This is a genomic window from Luteimonas colneyensis, from assembly GCF_014836665.1.
Classification (GTDB): Bacteria; Pseudomonadota; Gammaproteobacteria; order Xanthomonadales; family Xanthomonadaceae; genus Luteimonas; species Luteimonas colneyensis.
Window position 1 is genome coordinate 486,053 of the sequence record NZ_JACSQJ010000002.1, and the last position, 16,616, is coordinate 502,668.

Annotated in this window: 15 protein-coding genes; 9 read left to right on the forward strand and 6 right to left on the reverse strand. The window is 70.5% G+C overall.

The features are described from left to right. Positions 1-89 precede the first annotated feature (89 nt). Complete coding sequence (gene putA / locus H9645_RS06395) at positions 90-3,350, reverse strand: bifunctional proline dehydrogenase/L-glutamate gamma-semialdehyde dehydrogenase PutA (protein WP_191728869.1); 3,261 nt, start codon at positions 3,348-3,350, stop codon at positions 90-92. A gap of 217 nt (positions 3,351-3,567) precedes the next feature. On the opposite strand from putA, the gene coxB reads away from it, so the two are divergent. Genes coxB through H9645_RS06415 form a run of 5 tightly spaced genes read left to right on the forward strand, consistent with a single transcriptional unit; the run spans position 3,568 to position 7,833 of the window. Further along, entirely contained in the window at positions 3,568-4,539 is a 972-nt protein-coding gene (gene coxB, locus H9645_RS06400; RefSeq protein WP_191728870.1) for a cytochrome c oxidase subunit II, read from the forward strand. Between the two features lie 23 nt (positions 4,540-4,562). Further along, a complete protein-coding gene (gene ctaD / locus H9645_RS06405) occupies positions 4,563-6,212 on the forward strand; it encodes a cytochrome c oxidase subunit I (protein WP_189498136.1) in 1,650 nt (549 codons plus the stop codon). Next, positions 6,205-6,336 carry a hypothetical protein gene (locus H9645_RS14290; protein ID WP_263598379.1) on the forward strand — a complete coding sequence of 44 codons (132 nt, stop codon included), beginning with the start codon at positions 6,205-6,207 and terminating at the stop codon, positions 6,334-6,336. The genes ctaD and H9645_RS14290 overlap by 8 nt, the downstream gene beginning before the upstream one ends. Further along, on the forward strand, positions 6,333-6,926 hold the full coding sequence (locus tag H9645_RS06410; protein WP_191728871.1) for a cytochrome c oxidase assembly protein: 594 nt from the start codon (positions 6,333-6,335) through the stop codon (positions 6,924-6,926). Before H9645_RS14290 ends, H9645_RS06410 begins: the two co-directional genes overlap by 4 nt. A gap of 22 nt (positions 6,927-6,948) precedes the next feature. Further along, positions 6,949-7,833: a cytochrome c oxidase subunit 3 gene (locus H9645_RS06415; protein WP_191728872.1), complete on the forward strand. Its 885-nt coding sequence runs from the start codon at positions 6,949-6,951 to the stop codon at positions 7,831-7,833. A 101-nt stretch (positions 7,834-7,934) separates the two neighbouring features. Here the strand turns inward: H9645_RS06415 and H9645_RS06420 are convergent, their stop codons facing one another. After that, positions 7,935-8,153, reverse strand: a complete 219-nt coding sequence (locus tag H9645_RS06420; protein WP_189498142.1) for a twin transmembrane helix small protein — start codon at positions 8,151-8,153, stop codon at positions 7,935-7,937. 60 nt (positions 8,154-8,213) lie between these two features. Between H9645_RS06420 and H9645_RS06425 the strand changes: the two genes are divergently transcribed. Genes H9645_RS06425 through cyoE form a run of 4 tightly spaced genes read left to right on the forward strand, consistent with a single transcriptional unit; the run spans position 8,214 to position 11,635 of the window. After that, positions 8,214-8,933 (forward strand): SURF1 family protein, encoded by a 720-nt coding sequence (locus H9645_RS06425; RefSeq protein WP_191728873.1) that lies wholly within the window; start codon positions 8,214-8,216, stop codon positions 8,931-8,933. Beyond that, positions 8,930-9,520 carry a hypothetical protein gene (locus H9645_RS06430; protein WP_191728874.1) on the forward strand — a complete coding sequence of 197 codons (591 nt, stop codon included), beginning with the start codon at positions 8,930-8,932 and terminating at the stop codon, positions 9,518-9,520. Before H9645_RS06425 ends, H9645_RS06430 begins: the two co-directional genes overlap by 4 nt. Then, positions 9,520-10,713, forward strand: a complete 1,194-nt coding sequence (locus tag H9645_RS06435) for a COX15/CtaA family protein (protein WP_191728875.1) — start codon at positions 9,520-9,522, stop codon at positions 10,711-10,713. The genes H9645_RS06430 and H9645_RS06435 overlap by 1 nt, the downstream gene beginning before the upstream one ends. A gap of 1 nt (position 10,714) precedes the next feature. Next, entirely contained in the window at positions 10,715-11,635 is a 921-nt protein-coding gene (gene cyoE, locus H9645_RS06440) for a heme o synthase (protein WP_191728876.1), read from the forward strand. Positions 11,636-11,713: 78 nt separating this feature from the next. Here the strand turns inward: cyoE and H9645_RS06445 are convergent, their stop codons facing one another. The 4 genes from H9645_RS06445 to dnaG all read right to left on the reverse strand — a co-directional run bounded on the left by H9645_RS06445 (position 11,714) and on the right by dnaG (position 16,525). Beyond that, positions 11,714-12,559, reverse strand: coding sequence for an energy transducer TonB (locus tag H9645_RS06445; protein ID WP_191728877.1), 846 nt, complete (start codon positions 12,557-12,559; stop codon positions 11,714-11,716). A 351-nt stretch (positions 12,560-12,910) separates the two neighbouring features. Next, positions 12,911-13,330 (reverse strand): hypothetical protein, encoded by a 420-nt coding sequence (locus H9645_RS06450; protein WP_191728878.1) that lies wholly within the window; start codon positions 13,328-13,330, stop codon positions 12,911-12,913. A gap of 16 nt (positions 13,331-13,346) precedes the next feature. Continuing rightward, positions 13,347-14,597: a DNA/RNA non-specific endonuclease gene (locus tag H9645_RS06455; RefSeq protein ID WP_191728879.1), complete on the reverse strand. Its 1,251-nt coding sequence runs from the start codon at positions 14,595-14,597 to the stop codon at positions 13,347-13,349. A 188-nt stretch (positions 14,598-14,785) separates the two neighbouring features. Next, entirely contained in the window at positions 14,786-16,525 is a 1,740-nt protein-coding gene (dnaG, locus tag H9645_RS06460; protein ID WP_191728880.1) for a DNA primase, read from the reverse strand. Between the last annotated feature and the right edge of the window lie 91 nt (positions 16,526-16,616).

A 16,616-nucleotide genomic window follows, 5' to 3' on the forward strand; every position in this document is an offset into this window, starting at 1 on the left:
TAGGAGCAGCTACAGCTGCGACCGCGATCGCCGCCAGTACGGGTCGCAGCTGTAGCTGCTCCTACAGGATGGCGGGCGGCGGAGGGGGCTCAGTCGCCCAGCGTCAGCAGCGAGGCGTTGCCGCCGGCGGCGGTGGTGTTGATGGTCACCGTCTTCTCGGTGGCGAAGCGCGGCAGGTAGTGCGGACCGCCGGCCTTGGGGCCGGTGCCGGACAGGCCCTGGCCGCCGAAGGGCTGCACGCCCACCACCGCGCCGATCTGGTTGCGGTTGACGTAGATGTTGCCGACCTTCGCGCGCGCCACGATGCGCTCGACGGTCTCGTCGATGCGCGAATGGATGCCGAGGGTGAGTCCGAAGCCGGTGGCGTTGATCGCGTCGACGACCTGGTCGAGTTCGCTCGCCTTCCAGCGCACCACGTGCAGCGCCGGGCCGAAGTTTTCGCGCTCCAGGCGGCCGATCGAATCGATCTCCCAGGCGCGCGGCGCGAAGAAGGTGCCGTGCGCGGCGGCGTCGGGCAGCATGGCCTGCGCGATGAGCCGGCAGCCGGCCATTTCGCCGGCGTGGTCCTCGAGCAGGCGCAGCGCGTCGGCATCGATGACCGGGCCGACGTCGGTCGACAGCTGCCCCGGGTCGCCGACCACGAGTTCCGCCATCGCGCCGGCCAGCATGTCGACCACCTTGTCGGCGATGTCGTCCTGCACGAACAGCACGCGCGCGGCCGAGCAGCGCTGGCCGGCCGAGGTGAAGGCCGAACCGATCGCGTCCTTGACCACCTGTTCGGGCAGCGACGACGAGTCGGCGATCAGCGCGTTCTGGCCGCCGGTCTCGGCGATCAGCACGCCGATGGAGGCGTCGCGGGCGGCCAGCGCACGGTTGATCGCGCGCGCGGTGGCGGTGGAGCCGGTGAAGGCCACGCCGGCCACGCGCGGGTCGGAAGTGAGCGCGGCGCCGACGCTGGCGCCGTCGCCGGGCACCAGCTGCAGCACGGCCGCCGGGATGCCGGTCTCGTGCAGCAGGGCGACGGCCGCGTGCGCGACCAGGTTGGTCTGCTCGGCGGGCTTGGCGATCACGCTGTTGCCGGCGGCGAGCGCCGCGGCCACCTGGCCGCAGAAGATCGCCAGCGGGAAGTTCCACGGGCTGATGCAGACGAACACGCCGCGGCCTTCGAGCTGCAGCACGTTGGACTCGCCGGTGGGGCCGGGCAGGGCCTGCGCACCGAACTGGCGACGGGCCTCGCCGGCGTAGTAGCGCAGGAAGTCGACCGCCTCGCGCACCTCGGCGACGCCGTCGACGATGGTCTTGCCGGCCTCGCGCGTGCACATGGCGATGAACTTCGGCATCTGCCGCTCCATCACGTCGGCGGCGTGCTCGAGGATCGCGGCGCGCGACGCGGCCGGGGTCGCGTTCCAGGCCGGCTGCGCGGCGACGGCGTTGGCCAGCGCGCGCTCGACCGTGGCGGCGTCCGCGGCCTGCCAGCGGCCGACCACGCGGCGGCGGTCGGCGGGGTCGGTGACGTCGGTCCAGGCGGCGGCGGTGGTCGCGCCGGGCACCAGCGGCGCGGCCTGCCACTGCGCCGTTTCGGCGTCAATGGCGGCGGCCAGGGTGCGCAGGTCGTCGTCGTTGGCGAGGTTGATGCCCATGGAATTGGTCCTGTCGATGCCGACGCTGCGGAACAGGTCGGCCGGTAGCGGGATGCGCGGATGCGGGATGGAGTCGAACGCGGACACGACCTCGACCGGGTCGCGGACCAGGTCCTCGATCGCCACGTCCTCGTCGGTGATGCGGTTGACGAAGCTGGAGTTGGCGCCGTTCTCGAGCAGGCGGCGCACGAGGTAGGGCAGCAGGTCCTCGTGGCTGCCGACCGGCGCGTAGACGCGGCAGGGCACGTCCAGGCGGTCGGCCGGGATCACCTCGTCGTAGAGGTCGTCGCCCATGCCGTGCAGCTTCTGGAACTCGAACGGCCGGCCGGCGCCCATGCGGTGCACGGCGGCGATGGTCTGCGCGTTGTGGGTGGCGAACATCGGATAGACCGCGTCGCCGGCGTCGAGCAGGCGGCGCGCGTTGGCCAGGTAGCTGACGTCGGTGTTGGGCTTGCGCGTGAACACGGGATAGCCCGCGTGGCCCTCGACCTGGGCGCGCTTGACCTCGGCGTCCCAGTACGCGCCCTTGACCAGGCGCACCGGGATCCGGCGGCCGCCGCGGCGCGCGAGCCCGGCGATCCAGTCGATCACGAACGGCGCGCGCTTCTGGTAGGCCTGCACCACGATGCCGAAACCGCTCCAACCGGCCAGCGACGGGTCCGACCAGGCGGCTTCGATCACGTCCAGCGACAGCTCCAGGCGGTCGGCCTCCTCGGCGTCCACGGTCAGGCCGATGCGGTGGCCCTTCGCGCGCCGTGCGAGGTCCAGCAGGCGCGGGGCCAGTTCCGCCAGCACCCGTTCGCGCTTGGCGTGCTCGTAGCGCGGGTGCAGCGCCGAGAGCTTGACCGAGATCGAGGGCGCGACGATCTCGTCGGCGGCGCCGCCGGCGCTGCGGCCGATGGCGTCGATTGCGCTGCGGTAGGCCTCGAGGTAACGGTCGGCGTCGCGCTGGGTGAGCGCGGCCTCGCCGAGCATGTCGTACGAATAGCGGTAGTTCGCGTTGCGGCCCTTGCGTGCGCGCGACAGCGCCTCGCCGATCGTGCGTCCCATCACGAACTGGTGGCCCATGATCTTCATCGCCTGGCGCACGGCCAGGCGGATCACCGGCTCGCCCACGCGGCCGACCAGGCGCTTGAAGGCGCCGTGCACGTCGCGCCGGGTGTCGTCGGCCAGGTCGACAAGGTGGCCGGTCAGCATCAGGCCCCAGGTGGAGGCGTTGACCAGCACCGATTCCGACTGGCCGACGTGGCGCTTCCAGTCGGCCTCGCCCAGCTTGTCGCGGATCAGCGCGTCGGCGGTGTCCTGGTCGGGAATGCGCAGCAGCGCCTCGGCCACGCACATCAGCAGCACGCCCTCCTCGCTGCCGAGGTCGTACTGGCGCATGAAGGACTCGACCACGCCCTGGTCGCGCGCGCGCAGGCGCACGCGGCGCACCAGGCCGGCGGCGGTGGCGGCGATGGCGGCGGTGTCGGCGGGCGGCTGGCGCGCCTCGGCGAGCAGCGCGCGCACGCGGGTGGCTTCGTCCGCCAGCCAGTGCTGCGTGATCGCCGCGCGCAGCGGGTCGGACGGCGGCGGAAGGTCGCCGGGGAGTGGCTTGGTCACGGTGGTCCGGACATCGAGGGTGGGAGAGGAGGATTCTAGTCCTCCGGGTGCGCTTTGCGCCCTGTTCGCGAGGGCGTCCGCGGGCCCGCCGGGGCGCCCTTGGCGCATTTTTTCGCACGTCGTATTGACCGGGCGCGTTGCAGGCCCGCGATGGATGTGCTTGCCGGTCCGCGTACGCGACGGCTACCATCACTACGATCAGGCGCCCCCGGCGGGGCGTGGCCGGTTCGACCGCGCGCGGCAGAGGCCGGTGCGGATGGGCCATCCGACCAACGTAGATGGCAGGCGGCCGCCGGGCCGCGATCGAACATTTGGGGTTGCGCGCATGATGCAGGGGCGATTCTCGCGGTGGATTCTGGCGCTCGTCGCCGCGGCGCCGATGGCGGCCATGGCCCAGGTGGCCGATCCGTCGCGATGGCAGCTGAACATGGGGCGGGGCGTGACCGCGACCTCCCAGAACGCCTACGAGGCCCACATGCTGGCGCTGTGGATCTGCCTGGCCATCGGCCTGGTGGTCTTCATCGCCATGGGCTACGCGATGTTCGCGTTCCGCAAGTCCAAGGGCGCGGTGGCCGCCAAATGGAGCCACCACACCGGCCTCGAAGTGCTCTGGACGGTGATCCCGGTGATCCTGCTGGTGATCATGGCCTGGCCGGCCACCAGCAAGCTGATCGCCATGTACGACACCCGCGAATCCGCAATGACGGTCAAGGTGACCGGCTACCAGTGGATGTGGAAGTACGACTACCTGGGCGAGGACGTCTCCATCACCAGCCGCCTTGACCGCGAACACGACCGCATCCGGCAGGCCGGCGAGCGCCCCGACCCGGCGGCGCACCCCTACTACCTGCTCGAGGTCGACAACGAGCTGGTGGTGCCCGTCGACACCAAGATCCGCTTCGTGATCACCGCCGACGACGTCATCCACTCCTGGTGGGTGCCGGCGCTGGGCTGGAAGCAGGACGCGGTGCCGGGCATCGTCAACGAGGCCTGGGCCGAGATCCGCGAGCCGGGCGTGTACCGCGGCCAGTGCGCCGAGCTCTGCGGCAAGGACCACGGCTTCATGCCGATCGTGGTGCGCGCGGTGCCGAAGGACGAATACGCGACCTGGCTGGCGTCGATGAAGACGGTGGACACCGGGGTCCCGACCGATCCCTCGCTGGTGCCCGAGGGCGGCGACGGCAACGCGCCGCGGTCCATCGACCCGGACATGATCGAAGACATCCAGCAGGGCGAGGAGCCCACCGCCCCGCAGGCGCCCGCCGCCGCATCCGCCGACGCCTCCAGCGCCGCCTGACCGAACACGAAAGGCCGATCGCCATGTCCACCCATACCGCAACCGCCGACCACCACGACCACAAGCAGGGCTTCGTCGAACGCTGGTTCTTCTCCACGAACCACAAGGACATCGGCACGCTGTACCTGCTCTTCAGCTTCCTGATGTTCATCGTCGGCGCGGCGATGAGCGTGGTCATCCGCTTCGAGCTGGCTGTGCCGGGCCTGCAGCACGTCAGCCCACACTTCTTCAACCAGATGACGTCGATGCACGCGCTGGTGATGATCTTCGGCGGCGTGATGCCGGCCTTCGTCGGCCTGGCCAACTGGATGATCCCGCTGCAGATCGGCGCGCCGGACATGGCGCTGCCGCGCATGAACAACTGGTCGTTCTGGATCCTGCCGTTCGCCTTCGCGATGCTGCTGCTGACCCTCTTCCTCCCGGGCGGCGCGCCGGCCGGCGGCTGGACCATGTACCCGCCGCTGTCGCTGCAGGGCGGCTCGAGCATGGCGTTCGCGATCTTCGCCATCCACATGATGGGCATCAGCTCGATCATGGGCGCGATCAACGTCATCGCCACCGTGCTCAACATGCGCGCACCGGGCGTCGACCTGCTGAAGATGCCGATCTTCCCGTGGACCTGGCTCATCACCGCGTTCCTGCTGATCGCGGTGATGCCGGTGCTGGCGGGCGCGGTGACGATGCTGCTGACCGACAAGTTCTTCGGCACCAGCTTCTTCAACGCCGCCGGCGGCGGCGACCCGGTGATGTACCAGCACATCTTCTGGTTCTTCGGGCATCCCGAGGTCTACATCATGATCCTGCCGGCCTTCGGCGTGGTCTCGGAGATCATCCCGACTTACAGCCGCAAGCCGCTGTTCGGCTACCAGGCCATGGTGTACGCCACCGCCGCGATCGCGTTCCTGTCGTTCATCGTGTGGGCGCACCACATGTTCACGGCCGGCATGCCGCTGGGCGGCGAGATCTACTTCATGTACGCGACCATGCTGATCTCGGTGCCCACGGGCGTGAAGATCTTCAACTGGGTCAGCACGATGTGGCGCGGCTCGCTGACGTTCGAGACCCCGATGCTGTTCTCGATCGCCTTCGTGATCCTGTTCTCGATCGGCGGCTTCTCGGGCCTGATGCTCGCGATCGTGCCGGCCGACTTCCAGTACCACGACACCTACTTCGTCGTCGCGCACTTCCACTACGTGCTGGTCACCGGCTCGGTGCTGGCGCTGATCGCCGCCGTCTACTACTGGTGGCCGAAGTGGACCGGCCGCATGTACAACGAGGCCTGGGGCAAGTTCCACTTCTGGTGGACGATGGTGTTCGTCAACCTGCTGTTCTTCCCGCAGCACTTCCTGGGCCTGGCCGGCATGCCGCGCCGCATTCCGGACTACAACGTGGTGTTCGCCGACTGGAACCTGATCAGCTCGATCGGCGCGTTCGGCATGTTCGTCACGCCCTTCATGATGTTCGGCATCCTGTTCCACTCGCTGAAGAAGGGCGCCGTGGCGCCGCAGCGTCCGTGGGAAGGCGCGCGTGGCCTGGAGTGGACCGTGCCGTCGCCGGCGCCGCACCACACCTTCGGCACGCCGCCGGTGATCCGTCCGGGCGACCTCGCCCATGGCGACCTGGATCCCGAAGGCCACGAGATCGAGCCCGTGAACGAGGCCGGTCGTGCCTGACCAGCACGACCCCGTGCGCGTCGCCGCCCAGCGGCGGCGTGCCCTGCGCATGGCGCTGATCCTGGGCGCGGTGGCGCTGGCGATCTACGTCGCCTTCATCCTGTCGGGCGTGCTGGCGTCGTGACCGGCAAGGCCGCCAGGACCGCCGGCATCGGCAAGATGCTGCTCGCAGCGCTGGCCGCGTTCGCGTTCACCTTCTCGCTGGTGCCGCTGTACCGCATCGCCTGCGAGAAGGTGTTCGGCATCCGCCTCGACAACACCGCGGCGAGCGCGGATGCCGGTGCAGGCGCCGCGGCCGAGGCGCGCATGGTCACGGTGGAGTTCGATGGTGGCGTCAACTCCTCGCTGCCGTGGTCGTTCCGGCCCAACCAGGCGCGCATGCAGGTGCAGGTCGGCCAGCAGTACGAGACCACCTACTACGCGCACAACGACGGCGACCGCGCGATCGTCGGCACCGCCACGCCTTCGGTGGCGCCGGCGCGGGCCTCGGGCTACTTCGCCAAGACCGAATGCTTCTGCTTCACCGCGCAGACGCTGGCGGCCGGGGAAACCCGTGACATGCCGGTGCGCTTCATCATCGATCCGTCGCTTCCGGCGGACGTCAAGACGATCACCCTGTCCTACACTTTCTTCAAGAACGACATCCTGACCGAGCGCGAACAGCAGTCCGCCGCGGTCGGTGCGTCGTCCAACGTGCCGCACGCGGCACCCTGACCCGGCAACGACGGAACCCGACATGGCACAGACCCAAGCCGAGCACCACGACCCGAACGTCTACTTCGTCCCGCACGACAGCAAGTGGCCGGTGTTCGCGTCGGTGGCGCTGTTCATCCTGTTCTTCGGACTGGCGAGCTGGTTCAACGAGGTGTCGTGGGGCAGGACGATGTTCTTCGTCGGCGCCGCGGGCCTGATCCTGATCCTGTTCAAGTGGTTCGCGGACGTGATCCTCGAATCGGTGTCGGGCTACCACAACCGCCAGGTGGACGGCTCGTTCCGCATGGGCATGGTGTGGTTCATCTTCTCGGAAGTGATGTTCTTCGCCGCCTTCTTCGGCGCGCTGTTCTACGCCCGCCAGCTGTCGCTGCCGTGGCTGGGCGGCGCGGGCGACGGCGTCATGACCAACTCGCTGCTGTGGGAGGGCTACAGCGCGGCCTGGCCGTCGGCCGGTCCGGGCCAGGTCGGCGGTGCGTTCCAGACCATCCCGGCCTGGGGCCTGCCGCTGCTCAACACGCTGATCCTGCTGACCTCGGGCGTCACGCTGACCATCGCGCACCATGCGCTGAAGGCCGACAACCGCCGCCAGCTGCTGGTGTTCCTGGGCATCACCGTGCTGCTGGGCTGCCTGTTCCTCTTCTTCCAGGTCGAGGAATACATCCACGCCTACCGCGACCTCAACCTGACCCTGGGGTCGGGCATCTACGGCTCGACCTTCTTCATGCTCACCGGCTTCCACGGTGCGCACGTGACGCTGGGCACGATCATGCTGGCGATCATCTGGTTCCGCTGCCTCAAGGGCCACTTCACGAGGGACAACCACTTCGCGTTCGAGGCCGTGGCCTGGTACTGGCACTTCGTCGACGTGGTCTGGCTGGCGCTGTTCCTGTTCGTCTACGTGGTCTGAGGCACGCGCCCGCCAGGGCGGCCGTCATGGAATGACGAAGGCCGGCGATCGCCGGCCTTCGTGTCTGCGCCGGGGCCGCGCGCGCGGCCCCGGTCCCGGGCTCAGCCCTGGATGCCGTGCGGCGTGATCCACCCCATCCAGATCGAGAGGAGCACGATCAGGATCAGCGCCACCGACAGCGCGATGCGCCGCGTCAGCGCATTCACCGTGCGCTTGGTGGTGCCCTTGTCGACCAGCATGTAGTACAGGCCGGCGCCAAGGTTCCATACGATCAGGATCAGGAATCCGATGATGAGCAGGGTTTTCAGCGAGTCACTCATGCGCTTGGCCTCCGCGGCCGGTGTGATCGGCGCAGTATCGCACCCGGTCGACGCGCGGACATGAGCCGTGGCACCGGCATGGTGGTCGGGTGGATGGCGGCGCTGCTGGCGATCGCCGGCTTCTCGGCGCTCGGTCACTGGCAGCTCGGCAGGCAGCAGGAAAAGCAGCTGATGCTCGACCAGGTCGCGGCGACGATCGCCGCGAAGACGCCGGTGCCGCTGGCCGTCGCCGCCGACCCGGCGCGCACCCGCGGCTACGACTGGAGCGCCGGCCCGGGCCACTTCGCCGAGGCACCGGCGGTGCTGCTCGACAACCAGCAGCGCAACGGCCGCGCGGGCGTGCGCGTGTATCGCGCCTTCGTGCCCGACGCGGGTACCGGGGCGGTGCTGGTCGAGCTCGGCTGGCTGCCGCTGCCTCCCGAGCGGACGCTGCCCGAGGTGCCGCGGCTGGCGGGGCCGCGCGAGGTCGCCGGCCTGCTGGCGCCGCCGCCTTCGCATGGCATCGGGCCCTCGGGCTTCGAACAGCAGGCCAATGGCAGCCTGCTCGCGATCGGGCTGGATCCCGCCGCGCTGGCCGCGCCGCTGGGCCTGCCGCGGCTTGCGCCGAGGGTCCTCAAGCTCGACCCGGCGCTCGACATCGGCTACGCCCGCGACCTCGACGTGCTGCCCAACACCCTCCCGCCCGAACGCCACCTCGGTTACGCCGTGCAGTGGTTCGCGCTCGCCCTCGCGGTGCTCGCCACCGCGCTGATCCTGACGACCCGCAGGCAACGCCCATGAACGATCCCCGCACCGCCCCGTCCATCCCCGCGCGCGAGCGCAACCGCAACCGCGGGCTGCTCGTGCTGATCGTGGTGGTGTTCTTCGGCAGCGCGCTGGTGGCGGGCGCGCTGCGCTTCTCGGGCTGGCGACCGGCCGGCATGAAGAACCACGGCGAGCTGCTGCAGCCCCCCGGCGACCTGCGCCAGGTCGTGCCGCGCCTGGCCGGCGGCGGCGAGTACCCCTGGAATCCGGCCGAGCGCACCTGGCGGATCATGGTCGCGCCCCCGGCCGACTGCACCGACGCCTGCGTCGCGCTCAGCCACGACCTCGACAAGGTCTGGCGGCTGTTCGGGCACAACGCCGACCACGTCAACATCCTGTGGGTCGGCGAGCCGCCCGAGGGCGCGCTGCGCAACCGGGTCTGGAACGTGGTCGAGCCGGCGCCGGAGCTCAGTGCCCAGCTGCCGCGGGTCGAGGAGGGCGGACCGCAGGGCGCGCCGGTGTATGTTGTCGATCCCAACGGCTTCGTGATCCTGCGCTATGCGCCGGGCTTCGACCCCGGCCACCTGCGCACGGACGTGGCGCGCCTGCTCAAGCTCAAGTGATGACCACCGTTTCCACTCCTCGCGGCCAGTCCCCCCAGCACGGCGTCCGCCACATCCACCGCCACTTCCACCGAATCGCCTGGCTGGCCGTGGCGCTGGCGCTGGGCGTGATCGTGTTCGGCGCCTTCGTGCGGCTGTCGCACGCCGGCCTCAGCTGCCCGGACTGGCCGACCTGCTACGGGCGCGCGACCTGGCCGAAAGCGGTCGAGCACGCGGCCGATCACGCCGCCAGCGCGATTCGAACCTTCGAGGACCACAAGGCCTGGCGCGAGCAGGTGCACCGCCACATCGCCGCGCTGCTCGGCGTGCTGGTGCTGGCGATGGCGCTGCTGGCCGCGCGCCGGCGCCGGCTTGGCATCGCCCAGGTGCTGGCGGCCGCCGGCCTGGTCGCGATCGCGATTCCCACCTACATGGCCGGCGCGCACGTCGCCGCCTCGGTGCTGGCGGTCGCCGGCGAAGCGATCCTGCTGGCCGCCGCGCTGCGCTGGCGCGGGCAGGACCTCGCGCGCGAATCCTCGCTGACCCTGGCGGTGATCATCTTCCAGGCGCTGCTCGGCATGTGGACTGTCACCTGGCTGCTCAAGCCGGTGGTGGTGATGGGCCACCTGATGGGCGGCCTGCTGACGTTCTCGCTGCTGGTGTGGATGGCCTGGCGCGCGCTCGACCGGCCGATCGTGCTGGCCGATGCCGGGCGCCTGCGCCGGCTGCTGTGGGCCGCGCTGGCGGTCCTCGGCGTGCAGATCGCGCTCGGCGGCTGGGTGAGCGCGAACTACGCCGCGCTGTCCTGCGGCGCCGGCGGCTGGTCGATGGAGAATTTCCCGCAGTGCGCGGGCCTGTGGCTGCCGCCCACGGATTTCCGCGAGGGCTTCGTGCTGTGGCGCGGCATCGGCGTGGACTACGAGGGCGGCGTGCTCGACGGCGCTGCGCGCATCGCGATCCACGTCACCCACCGCCTGGGCGCCGTGGCCGCGGCCGCGATGCTGCTGTGGGCCGCGGCGCGCATGCTGCGCACGCCGGGCCTGCGCGGCTGGGGCGTGCTGCTGGCGCTGCTCACGGTGGCCCAGGTCACGCTCGGCATCCTCAACGTCAAGCTGTCGCTGCCGCTGCCGGTGGCGGTGATGCACAACGGCGGCGCCGCGCTGCTGGTGTTCGTGATGGTGTCGCTGCTGGCGCGCCTGCGCGGGGTGGACTGAGGTGGGCGCGCAGTTCGGCCAGTACTGGCAGCTGACCAAGCCGCGCGTGGTCGCGCTGATCGTGTTCACCGCGTTCGTGGGCATGTTCATGGCGGTGCCCGGCCTGCCGCCGCTGCGCCAGTCGGTGTTCGGCTTCATCGGCATCTGGCTGGCCGCGGCTTCGGCGGCGGCGATCAACCACCTGATCGACCAGCGCATCGACAAGGTGATGGTACGCACCGCCGACCGGCCGCTGGCCACGGGCGCGCTCAGGCCGGCGCAGGTGCTGGCGTTCGCAGTGTTCCTGGGCGCGCTGTCGATGGCGATCCTCGTCGCCCTGGTCAACCCGCTGACCGCGCTGCTGACCTTCGCCTCGCTGATCGGCTACGCCATCGTCTACACCGGTTTCCTCAAGCGCGCGACGCCGCAGAACATCGTCATCGGCGGCATCGCCGGCGCCGCGCCGCCGCTGCTCGGCTGGGCCGCGGTGACCGGCATGCGCAACGAGTGGGACTGGGCGCACGCGCTGCTGCTGGTGCTGATCATCTTCGTATGGACGCCGCCGCACTTCTGGGCGCTGGCGATCTTCCGCCGCGAGGACTACGCCCGCGCGCTGGTGCCGATGCTGCCCGTCACCCATGGCGTCGAGTACACGCGCTGGCAGATCCTGCTGTACACCGTGCTGCTGCTGGTGGTGACGGTGCTGCCCTGGGCGGTCGGCATGAGCGGCCTGTTCTACCTCGGCGGCGCGCTGGTGCTGGGCCTGGTGTTCCTGTGGCACGCTTGGCGCCTGATGGACCCGCCGGATGATTTCTACCCGATGCGGGTCTTCAACTACTCCGTGGTCTACCTGATGGCGCTGTTCGCCTTCCTGCTCGTGGACCACTGGCTGCTGCCGTTCCTGCAGCCTTCGCCCGTGTTCGAGTTGCAGCAGGTGGGCTGATTCCGTAGCGAAGGCAGCGCCCGGCCCCGGGCGCGCCGCCGTCGTGGCCCACGCGCGATGCCGATAGCCTGCCGGACATCAGGTGTCCGGTTGCAGCTTCGTCAACAGCTGCGGGCCTGCGCCGTGTTGCCGGATCGTCCCGTCCGCGAGCGCGTCCCCCCCGTCCCTGTCCACTTTCTGCAGCCAGGGTGCTGTCTGGCGAGGACCCGGGATGTAGCCGATCCAGCGTCCATAGTCGTCATGGGCCTCTCCTTGCATGACGAACGCAGTCGATGTCGTGATCGTCCAGTAGGGCGCGGCTGCCTGGTCTCCCGTGCTCGGCGGTAGAAACACCCACTCACGCGCGGCCTTGATCGCCGCTTCCGAAAAGAGCGTGCGCAGGCGGTCCGACCATGTGCCGTTCGCCGCCGAGCGCAGGTTGACCTGCTCGACGGCGACATCCAGGACCTCGCCCTCACGCCCGATCTTCAAGGCAAGGTAGACGGTACCGCTCGTATACAGGCGCAGCGCCGTGGATGGGTAGCGCGGCGGTGGCCGGGACACCGCGCGGACGGAACCGGTGTCTCCTTCGTCATATGCGCCGAAACTCGCGCTGCTGATCCTGACTTCAATGCCCTCGTCCGTGGCGGGTGCGGCGACCAGGCGCAGCGTCATGCGCGAGCGGGCCGGCACGCTGGTTCCGTCGACGATGACGGGCTCGAAGTGCCAGCCAGGCACCGCCTTGTCGACCACGTCGGCGACGAAAGGCGGCAACTTCTCCTTGTGATCCAGCACATAGGCCGACACCGAGCCATCCGGCTCGATATCGATCGTGCCGGTCACGAGCATCGAAGCCTGTGCCTGTGCGCGGATCTCGCGTTCACTCTGCGCGGCCGCGGCGAACGGCGCTGAAATCAGCACCAGCGCCAGGATCAATCGCAACATCGGTGTACTCCCTGTCTGGTCCCGAGGGTGCCGGGACGCTGGTACGAAGCCGGGGCGCCGAAGTGTGGCCCGGAAGAGTTCAGCTTTCCGGCTGCAGCGGGGTCAGCAGGCGTGGGCCAGCCCCGATTTCCTCGAAGCTCCCGGCGGCGACTGCATCATTGAAGCCCGCATCCTCGCCGGTGAGCCAAGGGACGGATTGGCGCGGGCCGGCCTCGGCTTGCACCATGACAGGCGCCGTGGCCAGCCAAAGCGCGACGAAAACCCGCAACATCCCTGTCACCCCTCCGGATCCCCAGGGCGGACTCTATCGTCAATGCCGCGGGGTGGACAGGGCCCGGGGCGGGGCAGGCGTCAGCCCGGGTCTTCGTCGGCACCTACCGGGCGTGCACGCGTGGCGACCGCAGCCAAGGTCTGCGGCGTGACGTCCCAGCGTTCCGGCACGTCGTACTCGAACTCCACCGCCATGCGCCCGCCGTCGCGCCACAGCCGCAGCACGCAGGCGCCCCATGGATCCTTGCCGGGCACGCGGGTGGCGTCGCGCAGGTCGTCGAAGGCCGGGCCCAACGCGTCGGCATCCGGCGTGGCGGCCGCGTACGCGCCGTCGGCGTCATAGCGGAAGCCGGCCATGCGGCGGGCGAGGGCGCCGTCGCCGTAGCGGACGATCAGCGCGTAGCCGTGCCACTCGCCGTCGGCCACCGCCGGATCGGCCACCAGCAGGCGGCCGATGCGGGCGATCAGCTCATTGCGGTCCAGCGTGGGGCCTGCGTGCATGCGCGACAGTCTGGGCTCAGGCGGCGGCCCTGTCGATCAGGTCCGGCATCTCGCGCGAGGCGATGGCGTCGAAGGACTGGCCGCCGCTGTTGCCGAAGGCGAGCAGCGAGGGGTCGTAGACCACGCTGCCGGTGACCGGATCGATGACTTCGTAGTCGACATGCACCTCGTCGGGGCGGGCGGCGTCGGTGCGCACCAGGTCGATGTCGATCCGCACCTCCATGCCGGCGCCGATCCAGTCGCTCCACTCCTGCTCCATCTTCGCGTAGGCGCCCTGGTTGAAGCTCGAGAACTGCGGGAACATGTTCACTTCGCCGTGCCCCTGCGCGAAGCGGTAGGCCACCAGGTGGCCGACGTCGTCGCCGCTGCCCTTCATGTCGTTGTCGACGCGGAAGCCGCTCTGGGCGTTGGCCTCGATGCGGTCGGAGTCACGGCCGCGGCTGGTCGGCTCCCAGGTCAGCACGGCCTCCGCGCCGCTGGGGCGGCCTTCGGCGTCGAGCGTCCAGGTGATGTCGTTGACCTCACCCGAGCCGGCTTCGGTGACGGCGCCGGTGACTTCGCCCGGCGCCACGTCCTCGCGGACCTGCACGGTGGCGTCGGGCACCTGGCCGGTGAGCAGCATGCGGGTGTACTGGGCGCGGTCGGTGCCGGCCGGGTCGGACAGCATCGTGGTGTGGCGGGTGAAGTCCTCGCGCTCGAGCGCGGGCGAGCCGGGCCCGCCGTCGCGTGGGGCGTCGAACAGCCGCTCGGCGCCGCTCATCACGCGCAGGCCCTTCTTTTCCGTCATTTCCAGCGACAGGCGCAGGTCGTCGATCGAGGCGAGGTCGTTGGCCGCGGCCAGTTCGCGGAAGGCGGGCTCCAGCGCGGTGCCCACGTAGTCGGCGCCGTGCACCTCGATGCGGGTGCGCGGCGGGATCGTGGCCGGGTCGAAGGGGTTCACCGCGGCCATCGCCGCCGGCGTCGCCTCCTCGTTGCGCAGGGTGACCTCGTAGCGCACCGGGACCTGGGTGCCGGCGCCGTCGGGGCCGCGCACGGTCATTTCGCCGCTGGCTTCGTAGTGGGTGTTCCACTGGTCGGAGCGCTCGCCGCTGGTCTCCACGCTGCGCGGGTCGAGCTCGAAGGCGACCTCGTCGGGCCTGGCATCCAGCAGTGAGGGATCCAGCCCCTCGGGGCGGCCGGCATCCGGGCCACGCAGGCAGCCGCCCGCGTCGCTCCAGGACTGCGGCGGAGGCAGGGGGGCAAGAAGGCTCTGGGCTTCGAACGACATGCGTCAGGCACCGGGCTTCGGGAGCTTTCCGGACAATACGGTGCCGTACCTGGCGCCGCCATTGGGGGAAACCCCTGTCTCCGGCGTGTCATGTGACGGACGCTCGCGGCTGCAGCCGCTCCTGCAGGGTGCTGCGAGTGCCCGCGGACGTGGCTACGGCTGCGATCGCTTCAGTCCGCACACGCCGGTCACCTCGCCGGCCCCCCGCGCGCCTGCAGCAGCTCGCGCAGCTCGGCCTTGTCGGCCGCGTCCAGGCCTTCCTCGCGCTGCTTCGCGTTGAGCTCGTCGATGCGCTGCTGCAGGGTCTGGCGGTCCAGCTGCGCCACCGCATCGATGAATTCGCGCCGCCAGCCGGCCTCGTCGCCGGGCATGTCGATGGCCGCCAGCCTGTGCAGGGCGTCGGCTTCGGGCCGGCCCTCGAAGGCGGCGAGGATCGCGCCGGTGCCGATGTCCGGGCGCGCGCTGACGATCGCCACCAGCTCGGTCAGCAGCCCCACGCCCGGCTGGCGCAGGGCGACGAAGCGGAAGGGCGGCTGCAGTTCCAGCGCCAGCTGCGGCTTCTGCAGCAGCAGGGTGATCGCGCCGCGCACCAGGCTGCGGCGCGGGGCCGTGCCCGCCGGCGCGCGCCGGGCGCGGGCGGCCGGCACGTGCACCTCGGGCGGTGCGGCGCGCGCGCCGACGCCGGTGAGTTCGGTCAGCCGCTGCTGCATCAGGTCGGCGAAGGCGCCGTCGGGCAGCTGCGCCAGCATCGGCTTCGCGCGTTCGGCCAGGCGCGCCTTGCCGTCGAGCGTGGCCAGGTTGATGCCGTCCTCGGCCAGGTGGTCGAACAGGAACTGCGACAGCGGCGTGGCCGCCGCCAGGCGGGCCTCGAAGCCGGGCGCGCCCTCGTTGCGCACGATGGTGTCCGGATCCTCGCCGTCGGGCAGGAACAGGAAGAAGGCCTGGCGGCCGTCCTTCATCCGCGGCAGCACCGACTCCATCGCGCGCGCGGCCGCGCGGCGGCCGGCGGCGTCGCCGTCGAAGCAGAAGTACACGTCGGGCGCGTTGCGGAACAGGAGCTCTGCGTGGTCCGGCGTGGTCGCGGTGCCGAGCGTGGCCACGGCCTGGGTGATGCCGTGCTGAAACAGCGCCACGACGTCCATGTAGCCCTCGACCACGACCAGCCGCGCGATCTTCTGGTTGGCCTGGCGCACCTGCCAGAGCCCGTACAGCTCGCGGCCCTTGTGGAACAGCGGGGTCTCGGGCGAGTTGAGGTACTTCGGCGAATCCTCCGCGCGCAGCACGCGGCCGCCGAAGGCGATCACGCGGCCGCGGCGGTCGTGGATCGGGAACATCACCCGGTCGCGGAACTTGTCGTAGACGTGGCCGCGGTCGTTCTTCGACAGCATGCCGGTGCGTTCGAGCAGCGACACGCGCCGCGGGCTGCTGCCAAGCGCGTCCTTCAGCGCCGAGAAGCCACCGGGCGCGTAGCCGATGCCAAACTGTTCGCGGATCGCGCCGTCCATGCCGCGGCGCGAGAGGTAGTCGTCGGCCTCGGTGCCGGGCACCAGCGCGGCGCGGTAGAAGCGCGCGGCCTCGTCGAGCACCGCGTACATGTCGCGGAAGTCGGGGTTCTCGTTCTGCTGCCGCGTCTCGCGCGGCACCTCGATGCCCGCGCGCCTGGCCAGTTCGTCGACCGCGTCGAGGAACTCGAGCCGGTCGAAGTTCATCAGGAACGAGATCGCGGTGCCGTGCGCGCCGCAGCCGAAGCAGTGGTAGAACTGCTTGGTCGGCGACACCGTGAACGAGGGCGAGCGCTCGTCGTGAAAGGGGCAGCGCGCCGAATACTCGCGGCCCTGGCGCTTCAGCGGCACGCGCAGGCCGATCACCTCGACGATGTCCGTCCGGGCGAGCAGGTCGTCGATGAAGGCGTCGGAGAGGCGGGCCATGGGCACCGCCATGATCGCATGCGGCCCCGCCCCCCTGTAGGAGCAGCTACAGCTGCGACCTGGGCTGCGCCTGGGCTGCACACCTGGGCCA

Coding starts and splice junctions, on each gene's coding strand:
- putA (WP_191728869.1), bottom strand. CDS start 3,350: ATGCGCCAAGGGCGCCCCGGCGGGCCCGCGGACGCCCTCGCGAACAGG.
- coxB (WP_191728870.1), top strand. CDS start 3,568: ATGATGCAGGGGCGATTCTCGCGGTGGATTCTGGCGCTCGTCGCCGCG.
- ctaD (WP_189498136.1), top strand. CDS start 4,563: ATGTCCACCCATACCGCAACCGCCGACCACCACGACCACAAGCAGGGC.
- H9645_RS06415 (WP_191728872.1), top strand. CDS start 6,949: ATGGCACAGACCCAAGCCGAGCACCACGACCCGAACGTCTACTTCGTC.
- H9645_RS06420 (WP_189498142.1), bottom strand. CDS start 8,153: ATGAGTGACTCGCTGAAAACCCTGCTCATCATCGGATTCCTGATCCTG.
- H9645_RS06425 (WP_191728873.1), top strand. CDS start 8,214: ATGAGCCGTGGCACCGGCATGGTGGTCGGGTGGATGGCGGCGCTGCTG.
- H9645_RS06430 (WP_191728874.1), top strand. CDS start 8,930: ATGAACGATCCCCGCACCGCCCCGTCCATCCCCGCGCGCGAGCGCAAC.
- H9645_RS06435 (WP_191728875.1), top strand. CDS start 9,520: ATGACCACCGTTTCCACTCCTCGCGGCCAGTCCCCCCAGCACGGCGTC.
- H9645_RS06445 (WP_191728877.1), bottom strand. CDS start 12,559: ATGTTGCGATTGATCCTGGCGCTGGTGCTGATTTCAGCGCCGTTCGCC.
- H9645_RS06450 (WP_191728878.1), bottom strand. CDS start 13,330: ATGCACGCAGGCCCCACGCTGGACCGCAATGAGCTGATCGCCCGCATC.
- H9645_RS06455 (WP_191728879.1), bottom strand. CDS start 14,597: ATGTCGTTCGAAGCCCAGAGCCTTCTTGCCCCCCTGCCTCCGCCGCAG.
- dnaG (WP_191728880.1), bottom strand. CDS start 16,525: ATGGCCCGCCTCTCCGACGCCTTCATCGACGACCTGCTCGCCCGGACG.